Here is a 13205-nt window from a genome sequence, read left to right as displayed (position 1 = left end):
GGCGACTCTCCTCTTTCGAACCGGGAGTTGTCGGCGTAAGGTAGGGCCGTACCGAGGGGAGCCTCATAACGGGGCTGAGAGTCCGCAACTCCGTGGAGACCCTTAGAACCTGATCCGGCTTGTACCGGCGAAGGGACCGGACATATCGCTATGCAGACGTCGATCTTTCTTGCGCAGCTCATCGGCCCGGTCTTACTGACCGGCGCAATCAGCCTGTTTGTCAACGGAGAGCGCCAGCGGGCCATGGCCCGGGAATTTCTGGAGAGCCCGCCGCTGATCTATCTCTCGGGCATTCTTGTTATGACCGCGGGCCTCGCGATTGTTCTCAATCACAATGTGTGGGCGCTCGACTGGCGCATCCTCATCACGCTCGTCGGCTGGATGGCGCTGATCGGCGGTGCGTTCCGGATCCTCTTCTTCGATGAGGTCGAGAAGATCGGGGAGAAGATGTTGGACAGGCCTTGGAGCTTGACCATCGGTGGCGTGGTCTGGCTCGTCATCGCCGTGGTCCTGATCTATTTCGGTTATTTCGCCTAAAGGCGCATTGGAGTTTCCATGAACATTCACGACAAGACGATTGCGGCGGTTGACGTTACGACGGGCCCGCTCACCGGTAGCCGGAAGATCCATTCGTCTCCTAAAGGGAAAGAGGATTTGGCCGTGCCTCTGCGCGAGATTTCCTTGAGTAATGGCGAAGCCTTCCACGTCTACGATCCCTCTGGGCCATATACGGACGATGACGTCACGATCGATGTGAAGCGGGGGCTGGCCCCCATGCGTGCCAAATGGATCGCTGCGCGCGGTGGCGTTGAGCCTTACGACGGACGCATGATAAAGGCGGAGGATAACGGCAATCTGGGCGCCGCACATCTCGCTGAGGCGTTCGCGGGAACGCGGCCGCCCTTGCGTGGGCAGCCAGGCGCACCGGTGACGCAGCTTGAACTGGCGCGCGCCGGGATCGTCACGAACGAGATGGTCTACATTGCCCATCGTGAGAATATTGGCCGTAGCCAAGCCTCCAACGAGGCAGTCGCGCGGCTTGAAGACGGCGAGAACTTCGGCGCGTCGGTGCCGGCGTTCGTCACGCCCGAATTCGTGCGCGACGAGGTGGCGCGCGGCCGGGCGATCATCCCCTCCAATATCAATCATCCCGAATCCGAGCCGATGATTATCGGCCGCAACTTCCTCACCAAGATCAATGCCAATATTGGCAACTCCGCCGTGACGAGTTCGGTCGAGGAAGAGGTGGAGAAGATGGTGTGGGCGATCCGCTGGGGCGCCGACACGGTGATGGATCTGTCCACGGGCCGTAACATTCACACCACCCGCGAATGGATCATCCGCAACGCGCCGGTGCCTATCGGCACCGTGCCGATCTATCAGGCGCTGGAGAAGGTAGACGGCGATCCCGTGAAGCTCGATTGGGAGGTCTACCGGGACACGCTGATCGAGCAATGCGAGCAGGGGGTCGATTACTTCACGATCCATGCGGGCGTGCGGCTGGGCTATATCCATCTCACCGCCGACCGCATTACCGGCATCGTCTCGCGTGGTGGCTCGATCATGGCGAAGTGGTGCTTGGCCCATCACAGAGAGAGCTTCCTGTACGAGCACTTCGCTGATATTTGCGAGATCATGCGGAAATACGATGTCAGCTTCAGCCTGGGCGATGGCCTTCGTCCCGGTTCCATTGCCGACGCGAACGATCGGGCACAATTCGCCGAGCTGGAAACGCTCGGTGAGCTGACGAAAGTCGCCTGGGACCGTGGCTGCCAGGTGATGATCGAGGGGCCGGGACACGTCCCGATACATAAGATCAAAGTCAATGTGGAGAAGCAGCTCCGCGAATGCGGCGAGGCGCCCTTCTATACGCTGGGCCCGCTCGTCACCGACATCGCGCCGGCTTACGACCACATCACATCTGCGATCGGTGCCGGCATGATCGGCTGGTTCGGCACGGCCATGCTTTGCTATGTGACGCCCAAGGAGCATCTGGGCCTGCCCGACCGGGACGATGTGAAGGCCGGCGTCATGGCCTACAAGATCGCCGCGCACGCCGCCGACCTCGCCAAGGGCCACCCGGCCGCGCAGGCGCGCGACGATGCAATCTCGCAAGCCCGCTTCGACTTCCGCTGGGAGGACCAGTTCAACCTGTCGCTCGATCCCGATACGGCGCGCAGCTATCACGACGAGACCATGCCCAAGGAGGCGCACAAGCTCGCGCATTTCTGCTCCATGTGCGGCCCGAAATTCTGCTCTATGGAGATCACCCGCGAGGTGCGCGACTACGCGGCTAGGCTCAACGATCCGGAGGGAGTCGGCGATGTAGGTGAGAGCGTGTCAGGAATGCCCGCGCCAGAGGTAAGTTTCCTCACCGACGCCGAACGTCAAAAGGGCATGGACGAGATGAGCGAGAAATTTCGCGAAATGGGCAGCGAGGTCTATGTGGCGGGAGAGTAGGCGCTGAGGTGCTGAGCGCGGGCGCCGCACACCGTGACCTAGAAAGGGAAGAGGCGGTGTGGATGCGTCATGACGAGGCCGGTGATCTTGAACTACCGCCGGTCCGCGTACCTCGCGTTGCGGCGGGCGCGTGTGGCCTCGCGATACCTGTATTTGAACCGAGCAACGAATTCGCCGAGTTCAACACCAAGTATGACTATCGCGTCTCTGGCCAGGTCGAGCTCAGCGCGCAGGAAAAGCTTGGCCTCGACTTTTTCAGCGGGAAGGCCAAGTGCGCCAACTGGCATTCGATTGGGCCGCCGGGTGCCTATCCTTTATGGGCTGTTTGCTGATTTCACCTATGGCAATTTAGGACTCCCGGTGAGCCCGCGGATCTCGGCGCTACAGGATGTGAGACGCTTCCGCCTGTTCCCGATCTTGGCGAGCGCACGGAGATTGCGGCGAAACACAATGGCGGATAGCAGAAGGGTAGGTTCAAAGTCTCAACGTTCCGCAACATCGAACTGACCGCGCCCTCCGGGCATGGCAACCTCTTCACGACGCTTGAGCAGATCGTCCACTTCTACAGGATGCGCGATACGCTTGCGCAAGTGCCGGACGCGGCCGCGCAGGCCGCAATTGTAGCCTTCCTGAACACGCTGACGGATGACAGGCTGGACCACGAGCCTTGCAACAAGCTTGAGGCTCCGCTGTGCCGCTAGCTCCATCATGAAGTCGTGATATCGTCAAATGACAGACGGTACGGCGCTAAGAATCAGCGGTCTTTAGCGGAGCCTATTGAGGGAGTATTCTGATGACGGGGTTGTCTAACGACGAAGCTGGCGTACGCAGTGCGGTCGATCAGTGGATTGTCGTCTTGAACGCCATGCTGAACGGCGACCCAAAACCACTGGCCGGTCTGTACTCGCATGCGAGGGATGTCACCTACATGGGGGCAGAAGGCACCTATCGGATCGGTTGGGATGCGACCTATGCTGATTGGAGTGCGCAGGCCGAGAAGAGTACGGGCGGACAGGTCGACGCAGCCGACGTGCATGTCGTCGTCAGCGGCGATCTGGCGGCGGTGCAGCATTTTTCGCGGGGGCATGTAAGACAGCCAGACGGCCAGATGAACGAGGCGAAAGTCCGAGAGTCGAGCGTGTTCCGAAAAGAGAACGGCACCTGGAAGATGATTGCTCATCATGCCGACGGCGTCCCGTACTGGGAGAAGGCTTTCACGGAATCCTAGCGGTGCGCGCTAGGCTAGGAGTCTTCTCGGCATCGACTCCGGTTACGCGCCGAAAGCGCGACGGGTTGAGGCTTGGTCCCGGCTGACCAAGGATCTCGATCGGGATATGCTCGAGGCCATGACCCGAACAATTGCTTGTGATGAGGCTATTCCGGTCGCCCGCTATATTCTGTGGGGCAATGTTGCGGCCGCTTGGTGGTCGAGAGTTAGTGAAAGGCGCACGTGAAAGGTGCCGCGTTTCAGCGAGGGGACGTTGATGGCCAATATGAAACTGACCTATTTCGACTTTCATGGCGGGCGCGGGGAGCCGGTGCGGCTCGCTCTCACAATGGGCGGCGTGCCCTTCGAGGACGACCGCGTCGCGATGGCGGATTGGCCCGAGCGCAAAGGCGGTACGCCCTTCGGCGCGCTGCCGGTTCTAGAGGTCGATGGAAAGCCCCTGTCGCAGTCGAATTCGATCAATCGCTACGTGGCCAAGCTGACCGGGCTGTATCCGTCCGATTTCTGGCAAGCCGCACTATGTGATGAGGCAATGGATGCCGTGGAAGATCTCACAAACGAGATCGTGCCGACGATGTTTATGCCTGACGACGAGAAGAAGGTGCGGCGCGAGGAGCTCGCCGAAGGCCCGATACCCCTCTACCTCAAACGGCTGAATCAAAATCTTGCGGTCCAAGGCGGGCGATATTTTGCCGACGATCGCCTGACCATCGCGGATCTGAAGGTCGCTATGCTGATCCGGCAATTACGGTCCGGTATTCTAGACCACATTCCGACCGACTTGCCGGACCGGGTGGCGCCGGAGCTTGTCGAGCATTTCCAGCGCGTCATGAAGGATCCGGCAATCGCCGCCTACTATGCCAAGCGTGGTGTGGAGATCTGATTTCGTCAAGCGCCACGACATCTGCCGATTTGGGAGGCCTAGCGCAACGCGCCACGCGGGGCGGCGGACATCATGGGACAGCCGAGTGTCTTGCGGAAAGCCTCGATAAGCTCCTGGCGGTTGTTCGCCGTGATGTAGAGGCCGCCGGTTTCCTCGGCGAGGCATTTCGTGTCGAGGAAGCTCTGCGCGCCCGTCCAGCGGAAACTCCGTAGCTGATAGCCGACTACATGGACGGTGATCTGCCGGCTCTTGGCCTTGAGCAACTTGCCGAGTTCGCAGGGCTCGCCGCCGCAAGTCTCCTCGCCATCCGTCAGAAGCACGATCGTTCCGGGGGCCGTCTTGTGATCCAGGACCTTCGCGGCCGCCACCACCGCTGTCACGAGGGGCGTCTTCCCAGCCGGGTTGATCGCGTTCACCACGCGCAAGATGCGCTGGCCGGCGTTTGGTTCGGGCGGGAAGTTGAGCCGCACATTGCATTGCTGGTATGGGCCCGGGCCATAGGTGATGAGGCCGATCTTTCGGAACCGCGTAGCGTTGGGCAGGACCTCGGTGAGGGCAGCGCGGACCTCGCCAATGCGCGACTTGTCGCTGAATAGGCCTTGCACTGTATTGCCCGCCATGGAGCCCGAGGCATCGAATACGATCATCGCATCTTCGGTGCAGTAGGGGCGCGCGTCGTCGACGGCCGTCGTTTCTTGAGCAGCCGCGTCTTGGGGCATGGCCTGCTGGGTGCTCGCACCCATATGGCTTGCGAGGACTACGAGCAGCGCGAGGGCCGCGTGGCGTGCGTGTCGTGACGGCATGGGCGCTCCGCAGCTGGAACCTGAGGAGTGCAGTATAGCAAAGGCGGCGCGGGACAGCCGATACATCGGTGCCGATCACAAAATCCTGATGTCACGAGGTCCGTTTGGCCACACCTGGAGCCGAACAATTCGCTATGCGTTCATAAGCAATCCAAGCTTGAGATGTTCTCTAGGAGGCCCTGATGACTGCTCCGAACTTGCGGTTTGCGATCTCTCCGGTCGACGCGCTTGCTTTTGCAGCGGCCCTGTGTGTTGTGCCTCCCGCCGGTTTGGCCGCGCCCGGCGATGCGGTCGAGATTCGCGAATGGGAGGTGCCTTATGAGGGGCGCCCGCGCGATCCCTTCGCGGCCGGCGCGGACGAGGTCTGGTTCGTCGGGCAGGTCAACGGCTATTTGGGGCGTCTTACGCCCTCGACCGGTGCCTTCTTCCGGCGTGATCTTGGCGAGGAAGCTTGTCCGCACAATTTAATCGTCGACGATGACGGCATCGTGTGGTTCGCGGGGAATCGCAATGCCTACATTGGCCGCTACGATCCGAAGACCGACGCCATCGAACGTATCGAGATGCCCGATCCGAAGGCCAAGGATCCGCACACGCTCGTCTTCGATGCCGACCGGAGCCATATCTGGTTCACGGTACAGCACGGGAATTCAGTCGGCCGCTTGCGGCTCGCGGACCGGAGGGTTGATCTGATGCCGGTCTCTACGAGGGGCGCGCGCCCCTACGGTATCAATGTCGGTCCAGACGGAACGCCATGGGTCGCGCTTTGCGGCACCAACAAGCTCGCGTCGGTCGACTCGGAAACGCTTGAAGTCACCGAATATGCAGCCCCTGACGCCGAAGCCCGGCCGCGCCGGCTGGAAGTCGCCGATGACGGCCGTGTCTGGTATTCCGACTACACGCGCGGGAAGGTCGGCCGCTACGATCCCAAGACTAAGGCGTTCGCCGAGTGGGACCTTCCGGCAGGCGAGAATAGTCTCCCCTATGGTACGACCCTCGACAGCAAAGGGCGGCTTTGGATTGCCGAGACGGGCCCTCAGCCCAACCAGGTTGTGGGCTTCGACACGGAACGCGAGGAGATCGTGTCGGTCACGCCGGTGCCGTCCGGCGGCGGCACGGTGCGCCACATGATGTACGACCCAGAGACAAACGTGATCTGGTTCGGCGCCGATAGCGGTACGATCGGCAGGGCAAAGGTCTCCAAGCTTGGCGCTTCAGATGCCTGGGCTCCCAAGGCCGGAGAGTGATCGACGACACGCACCGGGGCTTTTCACTGAGTGCCTTCGGTCAGGGGGCTTTGGGCTACGGTGCCTTTGGTTGCGGCGCTTTGGGAAGGTCAATCCGCTTTCCCGTGAAGGAAATCGCGATGGTACTGGACGCCTTCGACAGCGCATCGGCGCTTTGCGCATCGGAATTCAACGGCAAGAAAGCGAGCCTACCTTGGAGTTCCATGGTTTCCGTCTTGGGATCATAGGTTCCGGTCGCGTCGATCCGGGCAACCTGTCCCGCGTCACCTTCCGCGTTCGGATAGGTGAAATCGAGTGTCGTTGCCGACAGGCGCACTGTTCCATTCTCATCCACGCCGTCGCAGCGCCACGTGCCTGCGCTGTCGCCAAAGGGACGACTGTCCATTACGGCGCCCATCTGGTCTGAATCGAATCGCAGGGCATGACCGCCGTTGGTCAGAACCAGCAGGCTCCGGCTCGTGCCGGTTCGGCCGTTGTTGTCCAGGCCGTTCTTGGTGAGGAACGTACCGACAGTCTCGCTGCAGACCCCCTCGATTTCGGCGGACGCGGAAATAGGGAAGAGGGTGGCCGCGGACACCAGAACGACGCCGATTGTCTTCGCGATATTGATAGTAGTCATGGTAACGTTTTCCGAGTCGACTTCCGTATGCTGAAGACTATCGCAGAGGCGGGCGACACCCAAGCGAATAACCGAGCGACCGAGCGAGAACTTGTACCGGGTGTCCCGTGGACTAAGAGGAGCCCCGGCCAACACCGGTAGCGCTCGCGGTACAATCTTCATCGCAACACGGCCCTGCGACCGCACACGTGGCGATACAAAAACAGAACTGCAGAGGAGGAAATATGTCTAGATATGCGTTAGTGAAATTGCTCGCCGGCGTGACGATCGTGGTCTTTGCGCTGATCAATCCGGCTGCGGCGGCAGACACAAAGAAACCGAATATACTGATCGTCTGGGGTGACGATATCGGCCAGTTCAATCTCAGCGCCATCAATCTTGGCGTGATGGGCTACAAGACCCCCAATATCGACTCGATCGCCAGGGACGGCGCGCTGTTCACGGACTGGTACGGTCAGCAGAGCTGCACCGCGGGTCGCGCCGCCTTCATCACCGGGCAATCCCCGATCCGGACCGGCCTGACCAAGGTCGGCCTGCCGGGTGCTAAGCTCGGCTTGCAGAAGGAAGACCCGACGATCGCCGAACTGCTCAAGCCGCACGGCTACGTCACCGGCCAGTTCGGTAAGAACCACCTTGGCGATCTCGACGAACATTTGCCGACTGCGCACGGCTTCGATGAGTTCTTCGGCAATCTCTACCACCTCAATGCGGAGGAAGAGCCGGAGAACGTCGACTATCCGAAGGACCCCGCATTCAAGGAGAAGTTCGGGCCGCGCGGTGTGATTCACTCGTTCGCCAACGAGGACGGCACCCAAAAGATCGAAGACACCGGCCCGCTCACCAAAAAGCGCATGGAGACCATCGATTACGAGGTGACGGACGCGGCGCTAGACTTCATGGAGCGCACGGTCAAGGACGATAAGCCCTTCTTCCTGTGGTGGAACTCCACGCGCATGCATGTCTTCACCCATTTGCGGGAAGAAGCCGAGGGCAAGACGGGTCTCGGCATCTATGCGGACGGCATGGTTGAGCACGATGCCCATGTGGGCCGCTTGCTCAAGAAACTCGACGAGCTTGGCATCGCCGACAATACGATCGTGGTCTACTCGACGGACAACGGCGCCGAGACCTTCACCTGGCCCGATGGCGGCACCACCATGTTCCGTGGCGAGAAGAACACGAGCTGGGAAGGTGGCTTCCGAGTCGCGAACTTCATTCGCTGGCCTGGCGTGATCGAGCCCGACACGATCTTGAACGATGTTTTCGCCCATGAAGACATGCTGCCGACACTGCTGGCTGCGGTGGGCGATCCGGACGTCAAGGAGAAGCTGCTAATGGGCATGGACGTGGATGGCACGACGTTTAAGGTCCATCTGGACGGCTACAACATCCTGCCCTACCTGAAGGGTGACGAAGCCGAGGCTCCCCGCAAGGAGTTCATGTACTGGACCGACGACGGCGATCTCGCAGCGCTGCGCTTTAACAATTGGAAAGTGCTGTTCATGGAGCAGCGGGCGCATGGCTTCGACGTGTGGCAGGATCCGTTCGTCTCGCTGCGTTTCCCCAAGCTTGAGAACCTGCGGATGGACCCCTTCGAGCGTGCTGAGCACGAAGCCATCGGATACGGGCAGTGGCGCGCCGAGCGCATGTTCGCGCTGGTTCCGGCCCAGGCCTTCGTAGCGAAGTGGATCGAGAGCTTCAAGGAGTTTCCGCCACGCCAGAAGGCGGCGAGCTTCAGCGTCGACGACGCGCTCCAGAAGCTCGTGGAGCCGAAGATACCGTAGTAGCGGCGCTCCGAGTTTGAGACGAGCCCCGGCGGGAGGTTGCTCCCGCCGGGTCCTTTTTTCCTCACGTCGTTTCGGGGTCCGAATCTCTTGGGAGCCTCAATGTGTAGATTGCCGCGGCAATGTTTAGAACGATCAGCGCGCCAATGGGCCACGCCACGCCCTTGCGCCCGGCCAGCGCGCCGAGCAGCGCCCCAAGAGCAATCGCAATCACGCCCGTCGTGACATTCGCGACGGCAATGCAATAGGGCCGCTCTCGCTGCTTGGCCTGGCCGATCAGGTTGAGCGTCCGCCCGTTCTTGACCCCTTGTAAGGCCATCGCCGCCGCCACGAACACGAGCGCGTAGCAAAAGAGGGTCTGCGGGACGACGCCGAACTCGATGCCAAGCGCCATGAGACCCGCCGCACAGGCGAGAAGCGGCGCAATATGCATGATGCGCGCAACGGACTGGCGGTCGATCCGCGCCCAAAGGAATTCGCTCAGGATCCGGCCGCGTTGGTTGTTCCCCTCAAGGACGGGCAGACTGGAGGACGTATGCGACAACACAAGCCGGCCGTGAGGTGAGATGGTTCCTTCTGTCACATCTGTGCTTGCGAGGGCCGACAGCAAGCGGTTAGGAAACGGGCTAAGTTCTACGCATCGGGGAATCTACAGGACCGATTCGAGAGCAAGACTGACTTCAAAAGGCGAATGGGGGCATCGGGGCCGGCGGGACGACGCGCCGGGAGAACTGCGAGAGAATGATAAAATCCAGATACAAGCCCGGCGGGTTCGATCTCGCCGTCAAGAAGGCGCGTGCCGGTCGCGGCGTGTTCGCGAAGGAAGACATTCCCAAGGGAGTCTGCGTGCTCGAGTACGTGGGCCGGACTCTTTCAAAGAAGGAAGAGTATACGAGCCGCAGCCGCTACCTGTTCGAGGTCACCAAGCGCAAGACGATCGACGGGTGGAACAAGCGCAATACCGCGCGCTACATCAACCACTCCTGTAAGCCGAACTGCGAAGTCGAGATCTACAAGAAACGCGTCTTCGTGTTTTCCCTTCGGAGGATCAAGGTGGGTGAGGAACTCGGCTACAATTACGGGAAGTCCTATTTCGAGGCCTTCCTCAAGCCTATCGGTTGCCGCTGTCTGAAATGCATGTCCGAAAAGAAATGGGCAAAGGTTCAGGCCAAGGAGCTGAAAGACAAGGCGCTCAAGAAAAAGAAGAAAATGGCCTGAGGTCTTTGAGGATTGCGCGGGCGGCATTGTGTCCGGGCGCCCCGGTGACACCACCGCCGGGATGGGCGCCGGAACCGCAGTGATAGAGGCCCGGGACGGCCCCCCGATAGGCCGCGTAGCCGAGGGCTGGACGCGCGGAGAACAGCTGGTTCAGCGATAGCTGGCCATGGAAGATGTCTCCGCCTGTCAGTCCGAATGTGCGCTCCAGGTCAAGCGGGCTCAAGGCCTGTCGGCCCATGATGCTCTCCTCGAATCCGGGTGCATAGCGATCGACCGTCGCGATCATCAGATCGGCGACGTCGTCGCGGACCTCATCCCAAGTACGGTCATCGGGCAGACGCCTCGCCACGTGCTGGCAGAACAGGCTGGCCACATGCGCACCCGGCGGCGCAAGGGTGGGGTCGATGGTCGAGGGAATCAGCATCTCGATAATGGGTTCGGTGCTCCAGCCGCGTTTGCGGGCATCGCGATAGGCGCGGTCCATGTAGTCGAGACTGGGCGCGAGGATGATTCCGGCGGCATGATGGTCGCCTGCGACCGCACCGGGAAGGCATGTGAAATCCGGCAGCTTCGACAGGGCAACGTTCATGCGGAACGTGCCCGAGCCGTATTTGAAGGTCTCCATGCGGGTCAGGAATGCAGGCGGCAAAGCCTCCTTGGCGACAAGTTCGGTATAGAGCCGTTTGAGGGTCATGTTCGCGGCGACCGCGCGGCCGTGCACGATCCTCCCATCATCCAGCACCACGCCCACGGTGCGGCCCCGCTCGACTAGGATCTCGGCGATTCCTGAGCCGGTCTCGATCTCCGCGCCTGCGACGCGCGCGGCTTCGGCAATGGCCTCTGAGATGGCACCCATCCCGCCAATGGCGTGTCCCCAAAGACCCTTCTTTCCATTCACCTCGCCGAAGGCGTGATGCAGCAACACATAAGCCGTGCCTGGCTCATACGGGCTCGCATAGGTGCCGACAATCGAGTCGAAGCCTAGTAGCGCCTTGACGGGGTCGCTCTCGAACCAGCGATCGAGAAAGTCCGCGGCCGACAGGGTGAACAGGTCCAGAAGATCTTGCTGCCCGTCGAGCCCGAGCCGGCTCAACTGCCTGCCGATGGCGGCGGTGCGGGCTAGCTCCCGCAAGGTGGTCAGGTTGAGCCCCTCGGACACGTTGGGCGGGGGCTGCAAAACCAGCGCACGAAGTACGTCTGCGATACGCTCAAGATGGGCGCAATAATCGTCATAGCGTTCGGCATCGCGCTCGCTGAACTTGGTGATCTCTTCCTTCGTGCGGCCATTGCCAATCAGGAGATAGTCGCTGTCCGACAGCGGCAGAAAGTTCATGGCGGGGCGTTCGACGATACGGAGCCCATGCCGGTGAAGGTCCAAATCGGCGATCACTTTGGGGTTGAGCAGGCTCACCGTGTAGGCGCAGACGGAATTGCGGAAGCCCGGGTGGAATTCCTCCGTGACGGCGGCCCCGCCCGTAATGTCGCGTTTCTCCAGAACTTTGACGCGCAAGCCGGCGCGGGCGAGATAGGCGGCGCAGACAAGCCCGTTATGGCCGCCGCCCGCGATCACGGCGTCGTAGATGTCCGGTGGAGTCGTTGCGGTGGTTGGCATCTGCACGATCTGGTCCTTGCCCGGAAGAACGAGACAGATCTGTCCCGGGCGCGTTATCTAGCCTACTGCACCAGAGCCGCCCAGAACGACCTTTGCAGGTCGTGGCGATAGAGGGAACAAATGCCGGACGCACAAACACAGCCATCGGCCGGTCCGCGACGCCGTGGCCCGCTCGTCGGCATGCTGGGCCCCGGACTGCTGCTGGCCGCGACCGGCGTGGGTGCGGGCGATCTTGCGACCGGCAGCTTCGCGGGCGGATTGCTTGGGACGGCGGTGCTGTGGGCGGTCGTCGTGGGCGCCTTCCTGAAATTCGTCGTGACGGAGGGCTTGGCGCGCTGGCAGCTGGCCACGGGCGAGACCTTGATCGAAGGCGTAGCCGCGCGGGCGGGGCGCTGGGCACTCTGGCTGTTTCTGCCCTATCTGCTTCTGTGGTCGTTCTTCGTGGGCTCCGCGCTGATGAGCGCGACGGGGGCGACGCTCCACGCGATGCTTCCCGTGGTTGCCGATGCCAGAGACGGCAAAGTGATCTTCGGCGCGGCCGCCAGCCTCACAGGGCTCGTGCTGGTCTGGTCCGGTGGTTACCGCCTGTTCGACCAAGTCATGCGCGTGTGCATCGGCGTCATGTTCGCGACGGTCATTCTCATGGCCATTCTGTTATGGCCGGGGACGGGGGCCGTGCTTGAAGGCCTGTTCGTGCCGCGCATTCCGTTTGCCGGGGGGCAGGGTGTGACCTGGACGCTGGCCTTGATCGGGGGCATAGGTGGCACGCTGACCGTGCTTTGCTACGGGTACTGGCTGCGCGAAGAGGGGCGGGACAAGCCGGAGGATCTGCATCTATGCCGCGTGGATCTGGCCACCGGCTATGTGATGACGGCCGTCTTTGGGATCGCGATGGTCATCATCGGGTCGAGCGTGACCATCGAGGGAAGCGGCGCGCAATTACTGGTCACCTTGTCGGAGCGCTTGGACGACGTCATGGGTCCGGCGGGCAAGTGGCTGTTTCTCGCCGGCACGTTCGGCGCGGTCTTCTCCAGCCTTCTCGGCGTCTGGCAATGCGTGCCGTATCTGTTCGCCGATAGTTGGGCGCTCCTGAACGGCACGCGTGAAACCGGGCATAAGGTCGACACGGCATCGAAGCCCTACCGGGCGTTTCTCCTGGCTATCGCCACCGTGCCGATGCTCGGACTGTTTTGGCGGTTTCGTGATGTGCAGATGCTCTATGCGGTGATCGGCGCGTGGCTTTTCCCGGTCCTTGCGCTCACGCTGCTGATCTTCAACGGGCGTACCGGCTGGGTCGGCTCGCGCTTCGCAAACCGGCCTATGACGGTTATGGCCCTCGTCGTCGTTCTGG

The 13205-nt window shown here is 61.6% G+C and carries 14 protein-coding genes and 1 riboswitch; of the genes, 9 read left to right on the top strand and 5 right to left on the bottom strand.

Annotated elements, in window-relative coordinates; all coding sequences use genetic code 11:
* Positions 1-44 precede the first annotated feature (44 nt).
* Positions 45-154, top strand: a riboswitch (TPP riboswitch).
* The 3 genes from WBQ77_RS02295 (at position 151) to WBQ77_RS02285 (ending at position 2792) form a co-directional block, all read left to right on the top strand.
* Entirely contained in the window at positions 151-537 is a 387-nt protein-coding gene (locus WBQ77_RS02295) for a hypothetical protein (protein WP_424058742.1), read from the top strand. Its footprint overlaps the riboswitch before it by 4 nt.
* Positions 538-555: 18 nt before the next feature.
* Positions 556-2460 (top strand): phosphomethylpyrimidine synthase ThiC, encoded by a 1905-nt coding sequence (gene thiC, locus WBQ77_RS02290; RefSeq protein WP_424058741.1) that lies wholly within the window; start codon positions 556-558, stop codon positions 2458-2460.
* Between the two features lie 62 nt (positions 2461-2522).
* A complete protein-coding gene (locus tag WBQ77_RS02285; protein ID WP_424058740.1) occupies positions 2523-2792 on the top strand; it encodes a hypothetical protein in 270 nt (89 codons plus the stop codon).
* Between the two features lie 150 nt (positions 2793-2942).
* On the opposite strand, the gene WBQ77_RS02280 is transcribed toward WBQ77_RS02285, so the two are convergent.
* Positions 2943-3170: a hypothetical protein gene (locus WBQ77_RS02280; RefSeq protein ID WP_424045611.1), complete on the bottom strand. Its 228-nt coding sequence runs from the start codon at positions 3168-3170 to the stop codon at positions 2943-2945.
* A gap of 83 nt (positions 3171-3253) precedes the next feature.
* Here WBQ77_RS02280 and WBQ77_RS02275 point away from each other — a divergent pair, with 83 nt between their 5' ends.
* Positions 3254-3688: a YybH family protein gene (locus WBQ77_RS02275; RefSeq protein ID WP_424045610.1), complete on the top strand. Its 435-nt coding sequence runs from the start codon at positions 3254-3256 to the stop codon at positions 3686-3688.
* A gap of 256 nt (positions 3689-3944) precedes the next feature.
* Positions 3945-4571 carry a glutathione S-transferase family protein gene (locus WBQ77_RS02270; protein ID WP_424045609.1) on the top strand — a complete coding sequence of 209 codons (627 nt, stop codon included), beginning with the start codon at positions 3945-3947 and terminating at the stop codon, positions 4569-4571.
* Between the two features lie 38 nt (positions 4572-4609).
* Here WBQ77_RS02270 and WBQ77_RS02265 read toward each other — a convergent pair whose 3' ends face one another.
* Entirely contained in the window at positions 4610-5374 is a 765-nt protein-coding gene (locus WBQ77_RS02265; RefSeq protein ID WP_424045608.1) for a vWA domain-containing protein, read from the bottom strand.
* A 182-nt stretch (positions 5375-5556) separates the two neighbouring features.
* Here WBQ77_RS02265 and WBQ77_RS02260 point away from each other — a divergent pair, with 182 nt between their 5' ends.
* Positions 5557-6621 carry a virginiamycin B lyase family protein gene (locus WBQ77_RS02260; RefSeq protein ID WP_424045607.1) on the top strand — a complete coding sequence of 355 codons (1065 nt, stop codon included), beginning with the start codon at positions 5557-5559 and terminating at the stop codon, positions 6619-6621.
* 55 nt (positions 6622-6676) lie between these two features.
* Here the strand turns inward: WBQ77_RS02260 and WBQ77_RS02255 are convergent, their stop codons facing one another.
* Positions 6677-7240 carry a hypothetical protein gene (locus tag WBQ77_RS02255; protein WP_424045606.1) on the bottom strand — a complete coding sequence of 188 codons (564 nt, stop codon included), beginning with the start codon at positions 7238-7240 and terminating at the stop codon, positions 6677-6679.
* Between the two features lie 224 nt (positions 7241-7464).
* Here WBQ77_RS02255 and WBQ77_RS02250 point away from each other — a divergent pair, with 224 nt between their 5' ends.
* Positions 7465-9024, top strand: a complete 1560-nt coding sequence (locus tag WBQ77_RS02250; protein ID WP_424058738.1) for an arylsulfatase — start codon at positions 7465-7467, stop codon at positions 9022-9024.
* Positions 9025-9088: 64 nt separating this feature from the next.
* On the opposite strand, the gene WBQ77_RS02245 is transcribed toward WBQ77_RS02250, so the two are convergent.
* Entirely contained in the window at positions 9089-9607 is a 519-nt protein-coding gene (locus WBQ77_RS02245) for a hypothetical protein (RefSeq protein WP_424043966.1), read from the bottom strand.
* A 158-nt stretch (positions 9608-9765) separates the two neighbouring features.
* Here WBQ77_RS02245 and WBQ77_RS02240 point away from each other — a divergent pair, with 158 nt between their 5' ends.
* Entirely contained in the window at positions 9766-10242 is a 477-nt protein-coding gene (locus tag WBQ77_RS02240; RefSeq protein WP_424058737.1) for an SET domain-containing protein, read from the top strand.
* Here WBQ77_RS02240 and WBQ77_RS02235 read toward each other — a convergent pair.
* A complete protein-coding gene (locus tag WBQ77_RS02235) occupies positions 10217-11854 on the bottom strand; it encodes a phytoene desaturase family protein (RefSeq protein ID WP_424058736.1) in 1638 nt (545 codons plus the stop codon). The two genes, WBQ77_RS02240 and WBQ77_RS02235, sit on opposite strands and share 26 nt — an antisense overlap.
* A 120-nt stretch (positions 11855-11974) precedes the next feature.
* Between WBQ77_RS02235 and WBQ77_RS02230 the strand changes: the two genes are divergently transcribed.
* The coding region (locus tag WBQ77_RS02230) for an Nramp family divalent metal transporter (RefSeq protein WP_424058734.1) at positions 11975-13205 on the top strand (1231 nt) is incomplete at its 3' end.

It is taken from the genome of Methyloceanibacter sp., assembly GCF_049590335.1.
GTDB lineage: Bacteria > Pseudomonadota > Alphaproteobacteria > Rhizobiales > Methyloligellaceae > Methyloceanibacter.
This window is presented reverse-complemented; position numbering and strand designations above follow the sequence as displayed.